Source organism: Pseudomonas sp. JZ114 (assembly GCF_051027705.1).
In the GTDB taxonomy this organism is placed as follows: domain Bacteria; phylum Pseudomonadota; class Gammaproteobacteria; order Pseudomonadales; family Pseudomonadaceae; genus Chryseomonas; species Chryseomonas luteola.
The window spans coordinates 3,998,407-4,013,521 of the sequence record NZ_CP069256.1 but is presented as its reverse complement, the minus strand read 5'-3'; the positions used below and the strand labels follow the sequence as shown (position 1 = coordinate 4,013,521).

The window sequence follows — 15,115 nt, the reverse complement described above, 5'->3', positions numbered from 1 at the left end:
CCAGGTCGTTGGGGTGGTTACTGCGTGAGCTTGGCCATGACTTCGGAGGCGGGCTTGCCGTCTCGAGTCGTCACCCCGGCCAGCCAGGTGTCCACTACCTGGGCATTTGCCTTCAGCCACGCTTTTGCGGCGGCCTCCGGCGTCTTACCTCCATTGAGTACGTCATCCATGAGCTGGTTCTCCATACCTAGCGAGAAGTTCAGATTGGTCAGCAGCTTGCCGACATTCGGGCATTCCTGGACGTAGCCTTTGCGCACATTGGTGTAAATCGTGGCGCCGCCCAGGTTGGGGCCGAAGTAGTCGTCACCGCCTCCCAGATACTTCATCTTGAATCGGGTATTCATGGGGTGCGGTTCCCAGCCCAGGAAGACGACCCACTGCTTACGACGCTCGGCGCGCTGAACCTGGGAGAGCATGCCCGCTTCGCTGGACTCGACCATCTTGAACTTGCCCAGGTCGAACGCATTTTTGTCGATCATGCTCTGAATCAGGCGATTGCCGTCATTACCCGGCTCGATGCCATAGATCTTGCCGCCGAATTTGTCGGCATTCTTGACGATATCGGCAAAGGTCTTCACACCGGCGTCGTACACGTATTCCGGGACTGCCAGGGTGTATTTGGCCCCTTCGAGGTTGGCGCGCAGGGTTTCGACACTGCCGTTGTCGCTGTAGGGCTTGATATCGGCCGCCATGCTCGGCATCCAGTTACCCAGAAAGACATCGATATCCTTGTTTTGCATCGACTTGTAAGTCACAGGAACGGAGATCATGTTGGTCTTGGTCTTGTAGCCCAGCGACTGCAGGATTTCGGACGTTACGGCGGTAGTGACGGTAATGTCGGTCCAGCCGACATCGGCAAAGCGAACGGTGGCGCAGGACTCGGGCTCGGCCGCCTGGGCCATAAGCGGGGCGCCTAAGCTCAGGGCCAGTAGTAACGCATTGCAACCTTTCATGGTGAATGTCTCCTTCCTGATGCTGCCGCGCATGCATAAGGCGCAGGGCAGCAAATCGTGGCAGACGGGCGTGGTTCGGCAAGGGTCAGGCCGATGTACTCCGCTGCGTGATGGGTTATCTGTAACCGATCGTTCATCAACCGCCTACCAGTCACGTCGCATCCAGTGCAGGCGGCGTCGTAACCAGAGGTCGAGGCGTCGTAGCCAGCACAGTTGTGCCGTATGGCAGGCCCTGACCGCGGCAATTTCATGATCGGAGTGTTCGTTAAAACAACGGGTGAAACAGGGCGGCCGGAAAGGGCCGTGCCTGAGGCGGCGGAAAGCGGTCCAGAGGTAAGGACTTTCGCCTTCTGGGTGACCTCACGAATGAGAGAGAATCCATTCATTAAGGGAGAGGATCTACCGGTAAGAGGCAGGGCACCTGAGCGGCCTGCCTGATAAACCCAGGTTTCACGCATCAAAGCGCGAGCGCTTCCCTGTAACCAAGGGAGCATGCCTGGACATTTCCGGTTTCTAACGGGAAAGCGACGGCGACCTCTGCCCTGGAATTGGCGCAAAGGTAAAGCGAGAAGGTGCCCGGTTCGGTGCCGAGTAGTTTTATCGTTCTAATAGCCATGGCAGCCAAGCTGTCTGGTTCATCCAGTTTCATCGAGCCGGCAAGCCGTGCTCGAAACAGAGATAGCGTCTTGCGAGATGGCCGGTCGCCATGCTCAGTCATTCAGGTTACCCAACATCCAGGCAGCCGACAATGTTGCAACCTGTTGCTGCGCCTGTTATGTCCCAAACGCTGTTTTTGCCTCTACGTGTACAGGCTAAAGACATGCAGACCATGGCCTATAGGGGCTGTAGGCGATAGGACAGTTAATAGTCCTTTTTATTGATTACCGGGGCGGCCTAAAAGGAATAGATATGCTTTTTGAGGGGGATTTCACGTTAAGTAATGAGCGTCACCGCAATGCGATCCGTGGGTAATTAGTGAGCCTGAACTGAATTTGCACACGCCGGGAAAGCTTTGCCACCTTTTGGCGCATCTTTGTGCAGGGGACTGCTTGGCAGAAAGCGAAAATTCGATCTGCCCTTTGTTACTGTAGAAATCTTTTTCCACACAAGCCAGCTCTGCGAGTTGCTACGGATTTGCACACGGACACAGCCTGCCATGACCCATCGGTCACTGATGGCCTTTGGCACTACCAGCCTCGGAACCGCTTTGCCAAGCATTTTCTTTCTTTTTAATTGAATGGCTGTTCAAGGTAGGCATGACATTTGCGAAGCCTCTATCCAAGGTCATACGGCCTGGCGATGTTACATCCCGTGACAACGGGTGATTCCGTCAGCAGCTGGACACGACTCACGACGATAAAAAGAGCCTCGATGAGGCCATACCGGGCTTAGCGTGAAGAGGGCGTTCCAATGTCATTGAATCAAAGTCAGCCACAACACCGTGTTCCGCAATCCATCGGGTTCCTGCTGCTGGACAACTTCACCCTGATCTCACTGGCGTCGGCGATAGAGCCACTGCGGATGGCCAATCAGCTGTCGGGTCGTGAGCTGTTCCGCTGGTCTACGCTCAGCCTGGATGGCCGTCCGGTCCAGGCCAGTGACGGCCTGCAAATTACTCCGGACAGTGCTGTCGCGGCTGCACCGGCCATGGACATGGTCATCGTGTGTGGCGGTGTGGGCATTCAGCGAAGCGTCATGCGGGAACATGTGAGCTGGCTGCAGGCGCAGGCACGGCAGGGCCGCAAGCTGGGCGCTGTCTGCACGGGCAGTTGGGCGCTGGCCAAGGCCGGGCTGCTCGATGGTTACGAGTGCAGCGTGCATTGGGAGATGCTGGCCTCCATGCAGGAAGCCTTCCCGCGTGTATCACTGACGACGCGGCTATTCTCCATCGACCGTAACCGCTTCACGTCATCGGGGGGTACGGCTCCCATGGACATGATGCTGCACCTGATCGGCCGTGAGCACGGTCGCGAATTGTGCGCCGCGATTTCTGAAATGTTCATCTATGAACGTATCCGCAACGAGCAGGATCATCAGCGTGTGCCGCTCAAACATATGCTGGGCACCAATCAACCCAAGCTGCAGGAAATCGTCGCGCTGATGGAGGCCAACCTGGAGGAGCCCATTGACCTCGACGAGCTGGCCGTCTACGTGAATGTGTCGCGTCGCCAGCTGGAGCGCTTATTCCAGAAATACCTGCACTGTTCGCCGTCGCGCTATTACCTGAAACTGCGCCTGATTCGAGCCAGACAACTGCTCAAACAGACCACCATGTCCATCATCGAAGTGGCATCGGTATGCGGATTCGTTTCCACGCCGCACTTCTCGAAGTGTTACCGGGAGTATTTTGGGATTCCCCCGCGTGATGAGCGGCAGGGCGTATCGATGGGGCAGCCTGTGATGCTGGTGCCGGTTCCGCAGGAGTTGGCCTTACTCCCGACATCCTCGGCCCTGGCCGCGCTCAGTCAGGCGCAAGGAGAATCGACGTTTGCCAGCGTAAGGCTTGGCTGATAGACGTGCTGCCCTGGCCTAGCGATGCTGGGCCAGGGCAGGTAGCAGCTGACGAGCAATAGCTTCGCGAACGGACGGTAATAGTGTCGCATGACCTGACAGGAGTTCTTCGACCAGACGCCGCAGGGCTGTGACCCGTTCCGGGTTCAGCCCGCATAGCGCCTGCTGGCAGGCTTGCTCGGGCGTAGTACCCGACGGTACGGCGATACCCAGTGCAATCAGGCGGTCCCTGAAGTCGTCCTGGTCGATTAGGTCTGCATGCATCATGACGAATCCTCCGTTAAGTCCCGTACCGATTCTTGGCAGCGGTCAATGGCAAGGCAAGTGCACAAGACGGTACTGGATACGCGCAGGTCGCTTTCCGGCAAGCAGAGCGCCTGATGGTTACTTGTCTGTAATAAAACGAAAGTCTAATGGCGTCAGGGAGGGGCAATATGTCACAGGGTAGTTTTGGGAAGGTGCTGCTAAAGTAGCGCTTCTTGTCGGGTTGAGCGGCTTAGCTCCTCGAATTTCCGGGAAAAGCGCCCTTACGCTTGGTCTGGACGAAACACACTGAGGCCCAACAGGGCATTTTAACCCCGCGTGCTTGCTAAGGCACTGCGGGGTTTTTTTTCGACATTTTTTCGCTTTTCCGTCTTTCGTCTGCAACTGGAGCGTTCTGCTCCAGGCGTCTGCCCGGCTTTTGGCTGGCGCTAGAGGCATGGGGTGGCCAGCCGTTACTGCCTGTTGAACGCGCATTGACGCTTCTGGTAATCCCCCTGTCGTTTTTACGCGATAGCGCAGAAAACCTGAGGGATATGCTCCTTTCAAAGCGTCGGCACATGATCCGGCGTCGCGAAACCTGGGAGCTGCCCTGATGAATGCCACTGAACTGCACGCCGACAGCATCGTTATCGACGGGCTGATCATCGCCAAATGGAACCGTGAGCTCTTTGAGGACATGCGCAAGGGAGGGCTGACGGCAGCCAACTGCACCGTGTCGGTCTGGGAAGGCTTCAAGGCGACCGTGGACAACATCGCGGCGCAAAAGAAGCTGATGCGCGAAAACAGTGACCTGGTCATGCCGGTCTACACCACCGCTGACATCCGTAAGGCCAAGTCTCAAGGCAAGACCGGCATCATCTTCGGCTTTCAGAATGCCCATGCCTTTGAGGATCAGCTCGGCTACGTAGAGATCTTCAAGCAGCTGGGCGTAGGCATCGTGCAGATGTGCTACAACACCCAGAACTTGGTAGGCACAGGTTGCTATGAGCGCGACGGCGGTCTGTCCGGTTTTGGCCGCGAGGTCGTTGCCGAAATGAACCGCGTCGGCATCATGTGCGACCTGTCCCATGTCGGCAGCAAGACCTCTGAAGAAGTCATTCTCGAATCCCAAAAGCCGGTCTGTTATTCCCACTGCCTACCGTCCGGCCTGAAGGAGCATCCACGCAACAAGTCCGACGAAGAGCTTAAGTTCATCGCCGATCATGGTGGTTTCGTGGGCGTTACGATGTTTGCGCCGTTCCTGGCCAAGGGCATCGAATCCACTATCGATGATTATGCCGAAGCCATTGAGTACGTGATGAATATCGTTGGCGAAGACGCCATCGGCATTGGTACCGACTTTACCCAAGGCCACGGCCAGGACTTCTTCGAATACCTCACCCATGACAAGGGTTACGCCCGTCGATTAACCAACTTCGGCAAGATCGTAAATCCCCTGGGCATCCGCACCGTAGGCGAATTTCCCAACCTGACCGAGACGCTGCTCAAGCGAGGCATGTCCGAGCGCACTGTGCGCAAGGTCATGGGCGAGAACTGGGTAAGGGTACTCAGCGAGGTGTGGGGCGAGTAAGTCATTTCATTTCTTGAAGATCCGCGGCTGGATCCTGCCATGACCTGATTCAGCCTGCACTGATCTTCGACGATCACCGGTAGGGTGGATCAACCGTACCGCGGCGTAGCCCACCCTACACAAGCACATTCGTTTGGAGTTTCACCATGGCCACACATGCTCCCGAAATGCCAATCCAGGTCGACGACGAAACCGGCGTCTGGACCACCGATGCACTGCCCATGCTGTATGTACCGCGTCACTTCTTCGTCAATAACCACATGGGGATCGAAGAGGTGCTCGGTGCAGAGAAGTATGCCGAGATTCTTTACAAGGCTGGCTACAAGTCCGCCTGGCACTGGTGCGAGAAAGAGGCCGAGTGCCATGGACTGGTTGGCGTCGAGGTGTATGAGCACTACATGAAGCGCCTCTCCCAGCGCGGCTGGGGACTCTTCGATATCGAGCAGATCGACGTGGATGCCGGTACGGCCCAGGTTCGGCTGCGGCACTCCGCCTTCGTTTACGTGTACGGCAAGGTTAATCGCAAGGTGGATTACATGTTTACCGGCTGGTTTGCCGGGGCCATGGACCAGATCCTTGCCGCCAGAGGCAGCGCGGTCCGTACCGTGGCCGAGCAGGTGTACAGCGGGGCGGAAGAGGGCCATGACGACGGCCTTTTCGTGGTGAAGCCGCTGTAACGGCGCAATGAACGATAACAAGACCGACCGTGCGTAATTCGCTGAGATGAGGTGCCGTGATGGCCTTTGAAGCAATGTTCCAACCAATCCAGATCGGCAAGCTGACGATTCGCAACCGCGTACTCAGCACGGCGCACGCCGAGGTGTATGCCACTGATGGCGGCATGACGACCGAACGGTACGTCAAATATTACGAAGAAAAAGCCAAGGGCGGCATTGGCCTTGCCATTTGCGGCGGTTCCTCAGTCGTGGCGATCGATAGTCCACAGCACTGGTGGAGTTCGGTAAACCTTGCTACCGACCGCATCATTCCGCATTTTCAGAACCTGGCGGATGCCATGCACAAGCACGGCGCCAAGATCATGATCCAGATTACCCACATGGGTCGCCGTTCCCGTTGGGACGGTGGTCACTGGCCAACCCTGATGTCGCCGTCCGGTATCCGCGAGCCTGTGCATCGCGCTACCTGTAAGACCATCGAGCCGGAGGAAATCTGGCGGATAATTGGTAATTTTGCCCAGGCCGCGCGCCGGGCGAAGGCGGGTGGCTTGGATGGTGTAGAGCTGTCTGCTGTGCACCAGCACATGATCGATCAGTTCTGGTCGCCCCGTGTGAACAAGCGTACCGATGAATGGGGCGGCAGCTTCGAGAACCGTATGCGCTTTGGCCTGGAAGTGCTCAAGGCTGTACGGGCCGAGGTCGGCGATGATTTCTGTGTCGGCATGCGGATCTGTGGTGATGAATTCCACCCGGACGGCCTGACCCATGACGATATGAAACAGATCGCCAAGTATTACAACGACACCGGCATGGTGGATTTCTTTGGCGTGATCGGCTCTGGCTGCGACACCCACAATACCTTGGCCAACGTGATTCCCAACATGACCTACCCGCCGGAGCCGTTCCTGCATCTGGCGGCCGGTATCAAGGATGTGGTCAGCGTGCCCGTACTGCATGCGCAGAACATCAAGGATCCGAACCAGGCGACACGCATCCTTGAGGGCGGTTACGTGGACATGGTCGGTATGACCCGTGCCCACATCGCCGATCCGCATCTGATCGCCAAGATCAAGATGGGACAGGTGGACCAGATTCGCCAGTGTGTTGGCGCCAACTACTGCATCGACCGTCAATACCAGGGGTTGGACGTGCTGTGCATTCAGAACGCCGCAACCAGTCGTGAATATATGGGGGTTCCGCACATCATCGAGAAATCCACCGGGCCCAAGCGCAAGGTAGTCGTTGTCGGCGGCGGCCCGGCGGGAATGGAAGCGGCCCGCGTCTCGGCTGAGCGGGGGCATGACGTGACCCTGTTCGAAAAGCAGGAGCAGCTGGGTGGGCAGATTACTCTCGCGGCCCGGGCACCTCAGCGCGACCAGATCGCGGGTATCACGCGGTGGTATCAACTGGAGCTGGCTCGCCTGAATATCGACCTGCGGCTGGGGACGGCGGCTGATCCTGACACGATCATGGATCTGCGTCCGGACATCGTTGTGCTGGCCAATGGCGGTCATCCATTCATGGAGCAGAACGAGCATTGGGGCGCGGCCGAAGGCCTGGTCGTCAGCAGCTGGGACATTCTTTCCGGTAAGGTCGAGCCGGGCAAAAACGTGCTGGTCTACGACACCATTTGCGAATTTTCCGGGATGTCGGCGGCTGATTATCTGGCCGATAAAGGCGCACAGGTGGAAATCGTCACCGATGACATCAAACCGGGCGTAGCCATTGGCGGGACCACGTTCCCGACCTACTACCGCAGCCTCTACCCGAAGGAGGTGATCATGACCGGCGATCTCATGCTGGAAAAGGTGTATCCCGAGGGCGACAAGAAGATTGCCGTACTGGAAAACGAATACACCGGCGCCAAGGAGGAGCGGGTGGTCGATCAGATCGTCATCGAGAACGGCGTGCGACCGGACGAGACCTTGTACTACGCGCTGAAGGACGGTTCGCGTAACAAGGGCCAGATCGATATCGAGGCCTTGTTCGCTATCGAGCCACAACCCGCCTTGAATGAGCAGGGTAGCGGTTATCTCCTGTATCGCATCGGGGACTGCGTGGCGCAGCGCAACACCCACGCCGCAATCTACGACGCATTGCGGCTGTGCAAGGACTTTTAAGTACGCGCCTTTGCGAACCGCAGGGTGGGTTAGCTGCAGAGCAGTCTGACCCACCACGAGGGCTACCCGCGGTTTAGGTACCGCCTGACATGTTGAGGATGGGTAATGCCTCTGGCTCACCTCTCCTACGAGGCTCCGGTATGTTAGATATCCTTATTCCCGTTCTGCTCTTTACGGCCCTGGCACTGGCTGCGATCGGTGCTTTTCGACGCGTCCGGCTCTGGCGGCAGGGCCGGCCCGCCCATGTCGACCTGATTCGGGGTCTGCTGGCCATGCCGCGGCGCTATCTGGTGGACTTGCACCATGTGGTCGAGCGGGATCGCTATATGTCGCGAACCCATGTGGCCACCGCAGGCGGCTTCGTTCTGGCCGCCGTGCTGGCTGTACTGGTTCATGGATTTGGCCTGCATAACCGTGTTCTGGGTTGGGCGCTATTGGCGGCCACCGCTTGCATGTTCACGGGTGCCTTGTTCGTGGCCAAGCGTCGCCGCAACCCACCGGCACGCCTGTCCAAAGGGCCATGGATGCGCTTGCCCAAAAGCCTACTGATGTTTTCCGCGAGCTTTTTCATTGCTACGCTGCCCGTAGCGGGCGTACTCCTGGAAAATTTTGGCGGCTGGATACTGGCGGCTGTGCTGGCCGTAGGCGTGGCTTGGGGCGTGTCGGAACTATTCTTCGGCATGACCTGGGGCGGTCCGATGAAACATGCCTTTGCCGGTGCCTTGCATCTGGCTTTTCACCGCCGTCCCGAGCGCTTTCGTACGCCGTTCAATGCCAGCGCGGCGCGATCCAGTGGCTTGAAGGCCCTGGACCTGAATGACCCTGCTGCACCGCTGGGTGTGGAGAAACCCAAGGACTTTACGTGGAATCAGCTGCTGGGCTTTGACGCCTGTGTGCAGTGCGGGCGCTGCGAGGCCATGTGCCCCGCCTATGCGGCCGGTCAGCCGCTCAACCCGAAAAAGCTGATCCAGGACATGGTTATCGGCATGGCGGGTGGCACCGACGCGCGTTATTTCGGCTCGCCTTATCCCGGGAAGCCAATTGGTGAGCACGGCGGCAATGCCCATTCGCCCATTGTTTCATTTGAAGGCAAGTCGCTGGTCGATGCCGAGACGCTATGGTCCTGCACCACCTGTCGGGCCTGTGTGGAAGAGTGCCCGATGATGATCGAGCACGTCGATGCCATCGTCGATATGCGTCGCCATCTGACCCTGGAGAAAGGGGCAACCCCCAACAAGGGCGCTGAGGTGCTCGATAATCTAATCGCAACGGATAACCCCAACGGCTTCAACCCGGTCAACCGGATGAACTGGGCTGCGGACCTTGATCTGCCGCTGATCGCCAACCAGCAGCGCGTCGATGTGCTGTTCTGGGTGGGTGATGGTGCGTTCGACATGCGCAACCAGCGGACCCTCAGGGCTTTCGTCAAGATTCTCAAGGCTGCCAAGGTTGATTTCGCTGTGCTGGGGCTGGAGGAGCGCGACAGCGGTGACGTGGCGCGACGCCTGGGGGACGAGGCGACCTTTCAGCAATTGGCCAGGCGCAATATCGCCACGCTGTCGCGGTACCGCTTCAACCGGATCGTGACATGCGACCCGCATAGCTTTCACGTGCTGAGAAACGAATACGGCGCGCTGGGCGGGGCTTATACGGTCCTGCATCACAGCACCTTTCTGGCAGAGCTGCTGGACGCTCAGGCGCTTCATCTCGGGCAGCACAAGGGGGGCAGCGTGACCTACCACGACCCCTGCTATCTGGGTCGATACAACGGAGAGTACGAGGCGCCTCGCAAGGTACTCAAGGCCATCGGGATTGAGGTCAAGGAAATGGAGCGCTCCGGCTTCCGGGCTCGCTGCTGTGGCGGTGGAGGAGGCGCGCCGATTACCGATATTCCCGGCACGCAGCGGATTCCCGACATGCGCATGGCCGATATCAAGACGACTGGAGCGGAGGTTGTCGCTGTGGGATGCCCTCAATGTACCGCCATGCTGGAGGGGGTAGTCGCGCCCCGTCCAGAGGTAAAGGACATTGCCGAGCTGGTCGCCGAAGTTGTAATCGAGGCACCCGCCGTGCTGGTAAAGCAACCAATCACGCCCAGGCGTGAAGCGGTGGAGATCTCCTGATGAACGCATCCTGTATTACCCGATTGGCCATGAGCGCCGCGATACCCACTCAGGCACGGACGTTTTTCAAAGGAGCAGGGCATGACTGACATCATCCGCCGTGATCCGCATGCCGAATGGATCGCCCGTAACCGGCTTCATCCCCTGCACGCTTTGATGCAGGCGAGTACGCGCGATGAGCAGCCTCGCTGGATGGGCCCCAACGGCATCATTCGCAAGAATCCCCACGCAGCTCTGGGCTTCAAGGGGCCTAGCGGCTTGCGCCGTATCGATCGCAGTGGCGCTCAGCAGGGCAACGGGGTTCGTCGGCTGGGTGAGGCCCAGGAGGTGCTACTGCCGTTGCATCGGGTCGAAGAGCCCGCCTTCATTATTGCCGTAGTGCCCGATCTGATAGGGGGACGGCTTTCCAGTCACGACCGCGATCTGCTCGGCCTGGCGCGACAGCTGGCAGGCTCAACAGGGGCAGTGTTGGCCATTGTCTTTGGCGAGCACAAGGAGTCTGGCTTCGATAAGGCAGGCGTTGACCGGCTATTGCAATTGAGCGGTCATGAATACACGGGATACTCGCCTGAACAGCGCGTGCTGGCGCTGCGTGCAGTAGAGAGCCAGTTCTTGCCACGTCACTGGTTGTTGCCGGACAGCCGTACCGGTGGTGGCGAGTTGGGTCGTCGTTTCGCTGCTACGCTACATGAGCGGCCTGCCACACGTGTCTGGCAGATAAAGGATGGCCTATGTACCGGCCGTGCCGGCGCAGGCAGCGAAGATCTGACGCGTCCTGTCCCCAGGGTAGTGTTGGCCTGCGCCGAGTGTGCGGAGCCGGTCAGTGAAACACGACATGAGGCTCGTACGGTCACGCTGGCTGACGGCAATCAGTTGCGAGCGCTTGTGCGTATCGAGGACATGGGAGCCGTGGCCGTCGATCCGGCGCTTGTTCCCATGGCCGAGGCGGAATTCATCCTGTCCGGTGGCAATGGCGTTCAGGACTGGGATCTCTTCCATCGGGCAGCCCGGGCGCTTGGGGCAACAGAAGGGGCTTCGCGGGTGGCGGTAGACGACGGGCATATGCCACGTCACCGGCAGGTAGGCGCTACGGGGACCTGGGTAACGGCACGGGTCTACCTGGCCGTCGGGATTTCCGGCGCGGTACAGCACTTACAGGGCATAGGTGCCTGCGACAAGGTCATTGCCATTAACCTCAATCCGGGGTGCGACATGATCAAGCGGGCAGACCTGTCAGTCATTGCAGATTCGAACGCCGTGCTGGAAGCCCTGATCGATCTGGTCGAGGCCTACCGCCGCGGTGAGCAGAGGGAAGCGGCCTGAAGCGGTCGTCCGCAGGACTACCGCTTCAGCAACGCAACGTGAGTCTTGATGGAGGTAAACGGTATGTCCGACGGCCAATTGAATGTGATTACGCTGGTATCGGTGGGGTCGCATCCCATGTCGGCCCGCGCCCGCCGCGCAGAGCAGGATGCCCGAGCGGTCGAGCTGGGGCTGCATCTGGCGGGTGATCGACTCACGGTACTGCATGCCGGTAATCCCTACGAGGAGTCGCTGCGCGCCTACCTGGGTATGGGATTGCCTGCCCTGCATGTCCTGGAGCAGCCCAAGGGCGCCGATGCTCTACCGGTGCTGGTGGAATACCTTCGGGAGGCTCAGGTCCAGGTTGTATTGACCGGCACTCAAGCCGAGACCGGGGAAGGGTCGGGCATGCTGCCCTATCTTCTGGCCGAATCGCTGGGTTGGCCCCTGGTAGTTGGGCTGGCAGACGTTGAATCGGTAGACGCCGGACATGCCCAGGTACTGCAAGCCCTGCCGCGCGGACAAAGGCGACGGCTAAGGGTACGCCTGCCTTTTGTCGCCAGTGTGGACAACGCAGCGCCAGCCGCCCGTCAAAGCGCCTTTGGGCCCGCAAGGCGTGGAGAGATCAAGGTTGAAGACGTGGATATCGTCGATGACCTCCTGTGGCAAGAGGCTGTCTTGCAGCCGGCTCGTCCACGGCCGAAGCGGCTGAAAGTCATCAAGGCCAAGACGGCTGCCGATCGTTTTCGCGCCGCCACGGCCAAGGCAACAGGAGATGGCGGTCAGATCCTGAGAGATGTCACCCCGCAGGCGGGCGCAGAAGCCATTTTCAAGGTCCTGCGTGAGGAAGGCGTCGTTCGGTAGGACGACTTTCATATCTCATGTCGGCTTCCGGCTTGCTGGAGGCTTTTGGGTGCCTGTCTTTTTATCCCTTCAAGCCCACAAATTGTGTGCACGAGCCTGTGGATAATCTGTTGGATAATTATTCGACCCTAGTAACCATGCGGCTTTAACTAAGGTGATCACTTTTTGATCAAAACAACAGGTGCGGCTTTTCCTGTAATCACAACAACTTGTGGATAAGTTTGTGAGTAATATGTTTGGAAGAGGCTGTAAGCCTTGATTTTAAAGGGATAGAGGCAACTACTGTATTGTTGATCAGTGTTGACAAAGCTAATGAGCCCTCTATTTCAGCACTGTATGAAGAGCATGCGCTTCATTGAGTTATCCACCCGATATAAAGCTAAAAATGCCCTGAAAAGGTGAATGAACCGTGGGAAGAGCTGTGGATAAGCTGTTGCTGAGGGTTGGTTAACTCATCTGTCAATGACTTGGATGAAAAAACTCTGTCATCCACAAAGGCCATTATTAAGCCATTACAGGCCAGTTATGAGACGGTTTAGCCTTTTATTCAGGCAGAGCCATCCAAAGGACTTGCTCGTTCAAGCCATGCCAGCCGCTTTCCCACAATTACTGTGCGTCTGGCTGTGGACAGCATGTTCGTTAATGCCGCCAAGCCTTATGCCATGCAGGGTCCAGACAGTTGCTCATTTATTGATCAATCAATTCAAGATCGATTTTTCTACTCACTATTACTGTGGTTTCGCTTGTGGATACAGTGTTCATGATTGCCTGGAGGCCACGACATACAAGGCCTCCAGAGGATTGATCGTTTTTTGAGCAGTTTTGTTAGTCAGCGAAGCTTGATGGTAATGGCCTGAATAGAGTCGTTGAGCTCGAAGCGTGTTTCCTCAAACGTGGCCTTACGCATCTTCAGTGGAGGGTTCTGGCTGTAGCCATACTGCTCAGTTGGCATCCCGATAAAGTTCGTATCGAGCTTCTGATTGCCGTTGGCATCTCGAATGACCGATACCGCATAGGTGCCGGGCTTCAGGTTCTTGAAGGTATGCTGCACCGTGGTCCCTGTAACTGGGATATGGGCGGATGCCTCCAACGGTTTGTCGTTATCCCACGCGTCGGCCGAAGCGAATACGGCTACCAGCAATTCACCTTTGGCCTCCTCGATATCGGTAAAGGTCACGTTGAGATCAGCAGCATGGGCATGGCCCAGTGTCCAGATAAGGCCGAAAACGCAGAGGGGCAAGCGCTTCATGCAAGCTCCGTTGTAGGGTGAGAAACAAGGGTGTAAGTGATAGCGTCGAGGCGTTCGAAAAGATAGTCGGGCCCGGCTCTGCGTAATGCCTCTGGGCTGGCATACCCCCAGCTGACCGCACCGCAGGCAATACCTGTCTTGCGTGCCGCCTGAATATCCCGCAATTCATCGCCAATGCAGATCGTGGCATCGGGCGAGACATTACAATGGGCGACTACCTGTTTAAGGCGTGAGCTTTTACCGAGCAGGGGCGCGTTACACTCGACATGGTCCAGATAGCGAGCCGACTGGCCAAGAATGCACTCGACATTTTCAAGTGAATTGGACGTGACCAGCGCCAACTGTATTCCGGCCTGATGCAGGGTCTCCAGCATGGCGGGTACGCCCTCGAAAGGGTGTATGGTATGGCCGCCGTGCGCCATCAGGCGTTGAAAGTGGTGCGCGACACGTGGGATTTTCCACAGTGGAATATCAAAGTAACGCAGCAGCTGGCGGGTATCGTAGCTGCGGATGCGATCAAAGTCGGCTGGGTCGTACCGGTTGAAGCGATGTGCCTGAGCCAGTGTGTCGAGCGACTCGAGAAAGAATGGAAAACTGTCGGCCAGGGTGCCATCAAAGTCGAAAATGACGAGTTGGTAGCGCATGGGCAGGGCGGCTGGCCGTGATAGGAAGAGAAGAGAGAGAGTAGCCGGGGCGGACGCCTGCGACAAATACAACCGGTGCCAAGTGTGATGGCACCGGTTGTATCAGGGTTACAGCGAGAAGCGACGCACCAGGCCGTTGAGGTCTACGGCAAGGCGGGCAAGCTCCTGGATGGCAACGCTGGTCTGCTGTGCACCGGCTGCCGTTTGTACCGACAAGTCACGAATGCTGACCAGGCTGCGGTCCACTTCACGGGCGACCTGAGCCTGCTGCTCGGAGGCGCTGGCAATCAGCAGGTTACGGTCGTTGATGTCGGCCACATTCGACGTGATGGTCGACAGGGCTTCGCCGGCCGCGTTGGCTTTTTCCAGCGTGCTACGTGCACGCTCGGCGCTGCTCTGAAGCGCTTGTACGGTTTGGCCGGTCCCCTGCTGGATGCTACCGATCATGGATTCGATTTCACGGGTCGATTCCCCGGTACGGTGTGCCAGGGCACGGACTTCATCGGCCACGACGGCAAAGCCACGGCCAGCATCACCTGCACGGGCGGCTTCAATAGCGGCGTTGAGCGCCAGCAGGTTGGTCTGCTCAGCCACAGCGCGGATCACATCCAGGACCTTGCTGATATTAAGGGCCTGCTCGGCAAGCTCCTCGGCACTCTGGGAGGCACCCAGGACATCGGTGGTCAGGGCTTGGATAGAATTGATAGCCTCGGTCAGTTGAGTACGGCCTTGTGCAGCAGACTGGCTGGCAGCTCGGGAAGCTTCTGACGTCGAAACGGCATTGCCAGCAACATCTTCTACCGCAGCGGTCATCTCGTTCACAGCGGTGGCGGCTTGC

11 protein-coding genes and 1 pseudogene are annotated in these 15,115 nt (G+C 58.1%); 7 read left to right on the top strand and 5 right to left on the bottom strand.

The genetic code is table 11. The annotated features are described in order from the left end of the window. Nucleotides 1–17: 17 nt before the first annotated feature. Entirely contained in the window at nucleotides 18–953 is a 936-nt protein-coding gene (locus JQR90_RS18805) for a choline ABC transporter substrate-binding protein (protein ID WP_010796211.1), read from the bottom strand. 1,410 nt (nucleotides 954–2,363) lie between these two features. Here JQR90_RS18805 and JQR90_RS18800 point away from each other — a divergent pair. Next, nucleotides 2,364–3,464: a GlxA family transcriptional regulator gene (locus JQR90_RS18800; protein ID WP_010796210.1), complete on the top strand. Its 1,101-nt coding sequence runs from the start codon at nucleotides 2,364–2,366 to the stop codon at nucleotides 3,462–3,464. 18 nt (nucleotides 3,465–3,482) lie between these two features. Here the strand turns inward: JQR90_RS18800 and JQR90_RS18795 are convergent, their stop codons facing one another. Beyond that, nucleotides 3,483–3,731 (bottom strand): hypothetical protein, encoded by a 249-nt coding sequence (locus JQR90_RS18795; protein ID WP_010796209.1) that lies wholly within the window; start codon nucleotides 3,729–3,731, stop codon nucleotides 3,483–3,485. 589 nt (nucleotides 3,732–4,320) lie between these two features. On the opposite strand from JQR90_RS18795, the gene JQR90_RS18790 reads away from it, so the two are divergent. The 6 genes from JQR90_RS18790 to JQR90_RS18765 all read left to right on the top strand — a co-directional run bounded on the left by JQR90_RS18790 (nucleotide 4,321) and on the right by JQR90_RS18765 (nucleotide 12,384). Further along, a complete protein-coding gene (locus tag JQR90_RS18790; RefSeq protein WP_010796208.1) occupies nucleotides 4,321–5,298 on the top strand; it encodes a dipeptidase in 978 nt (325 codons plus the stop codon). A 146-nt stretch (nucleotides 5,299–5,444) separates the two neighbouring features. Next, nucleotides 5,445–5,975 carry a DUF5943 domain-containing protein gene (locus JQR90_RS18785; RefSeq protein WP_074827213.1) on the top strand — a complete coding sequence of 177 codons (531 nt, stop codon included), beginning with the start codon at nucleotides 5,445–5,447 and terminating at the stop codon, nucleotides 5,973–5,975. Nucleotides 5,976–6,034: 59 nt separating this feature from the next. After that, the gene (gene dgcA, locus JQR90_RS18780) at nucleotides 6,035–8,095 is read left to right on the top strand and encodes a dimethylglycine demethylation protein DgcA (RefSeq protein WP_407362532.1); all 2,061 of its coding nucleotides are present in this window, start codon (nucleotides 6,035–6,037) and stop codon (nucleotides 8,093–8,095) included. A gap of 140 nt (nucleotides 8,096–8,235) precedes the next feature. Continuing rightward, on the top strand, nucleotides 8,236–10,218 hold the full coding sequence (gene dgcB, locus JQR90_RS18775) for a dimethylglycine demethylation protein DgcB (RefSeq protein ID WP_434140229.1): 1,983 nt from the start codon (nucleotides 8,236–8,238) through the stop codon (nucleotides 10,216–10,218). Between the two features lie 81 nt (nucleotides 10,219–10,299). Next, the gene (locus JQR90_RS18770; protein WP_010796204.1) at nucleotides 10,300–11,541 is read left to right on the top strand and encodes an electron transfer flavoprotein subunit alpha/FixB family protein; all 1,242 of its coding nucleotides are present in this window, start codon (nucleotides 10,300–10,302) and stop codon (nucleotides 11,539–11,541) included. Between the two features lie 63 nt (nucleotides 11,542–11,604). Further along, nucleotides 11,605–12,384 carry a hypothetical protein gene (locus tag JQR90_RS18765; protein WP_010796203.1) on the top strand — a complete coding sequence of 260 codons (780 nt, stop codon included), beginning with the start codon at nucleotides 11,605–11,607 and terminating at the stop codon, nucleotides 12,382–12,384. Nucleotides 12,385–13,213: 829 nt separating this feature from the next. Here the strand turns inward: JQR90_RS18765 and JQR90_RS18760 are convergent. The 3 genes and pseudogenes from JQR90_RS18760 to JQR90_RS18750 form a co-directional block, all read right to left on the bottom strand. Further along, a complete protein-coding gene (locus JQR90_RS18760) occupies nucleotides 13,214–13,633 on the bottom strand; it encodes a DUF2141 domain-containing protein (RefSeq protein ID WP_010796202.1) in 420 nt (139 codons plus the stop codon). Continuing rightward, the gene (locus JQR90_RS18755) at nucleotides 13,630–14,277 is read right to left on the bottom strand and encodes an HAD-IA family hydrolase (RefSeq protein ID WP_010796201.1); all 648 of its coding nucleotides are present in this window, start codon (nucleotides 14,275–14,277) and stop codon (nucleotides 13,630–13,632) included. Before JQR90_RS18755 ends, JQR90_RS18760 begins: the two co-directional genes overlap by 4 nt. Nucleotides 14,278–14,385: 108 nt before the next feature. Further along, nucleotides 14,386–14,985, bottom strand: a pseudogene (locus tag JQR90_RS18750) (methyl-accepting chemotaxis protein); the annotation flags it as partial. Between the last annotated feature and the right edge of the window lie 130 nt (nucleotides 14,986–15,115).

What these genes read in the sequence shown, in the direction of transcription:
- JQR90_RS18755 (WP_010796201.1), bottom strand. Translation starts at nt 14,277, where the DNA reads ATGCGCTACCAACTCGTCATTTTCGACTTTGATGGCACCCTGGCCGAC.
- dgcA (WP_407362532.1), top strand. Translation starts at nt 6,035, where the DNA reads ATGGCCTTTGAAGCAATGTTCCAACCAATCCAGATCGGCAAGCTGACG.
- JQR90_RS18785 (WP_074827213.1), top strand. Translation starts at nt 5,445, where the DNA reads ATGGCCACACATGCTCCCGAAATGCCAATCCAGGTCGACGACGAAACC.
- JQR90_RS18795 (WP_010796209.1), bottom strand. Translation starts at nt 3,731, where the DNA reads ATGATGCATGCAGACCTAATCGACCAGGACGACTTCAGGGACCGCCTG.
- JQR90_RS18790 (WP_010796208.1), top strand. Translation starts at nt 4,321, where the DNA reads ATGAATGCCACTGAACTGCACGCCGACAGCATCGTTATCGACGGGCTG.
- JQR90_RS18770 (WP_010796204.1), top strand. Translation starts at nt 10,300, where the DNA reads ATGACTGACATCATCCGCCGTGATCCGCATGCCGAATGGATCGCCCGT.
- JQR90_RS18765 (WP_010796203.1), top strand. Translation starts at nt 11,605, where the DNA reads ATGTCCGACGGCCAATTGAATGTGATTACGCTGGTATCGGTGGGGTCG.
- JQR90_RS18805 (WP_010796211.1), bottom strand. Translation starts at nt 953, where the DNA reads ATGAAAGGTTGCAATGCGTTACTACTGGCCCTGAGCTTAGGCGCCCCG.
- JQR90_RS18800 (WP_010796210.1), top strand. Translation starts at nt 2,364, where the DNA reads ATGTCATTGAATCAAAGTCAGCCACAACACCGTGTTCCGCAATCCATC.
- JQR90_RS18760 (WP_010796202.1), bottom strand. Translation starts at nt 13,633, where the DNA reads ATGAAGCGCTTGCCCCTCTGCGTTTTCGGCCTTATCTGGACACTGGGC.
- dgcB (WP_434140229.1), top strand. Translation starts at nt 8,236, where the DNA reads ATGTTAGATATCCTTATTCCCGTTCTGCTCTTTACGGCCCTGGCACTG.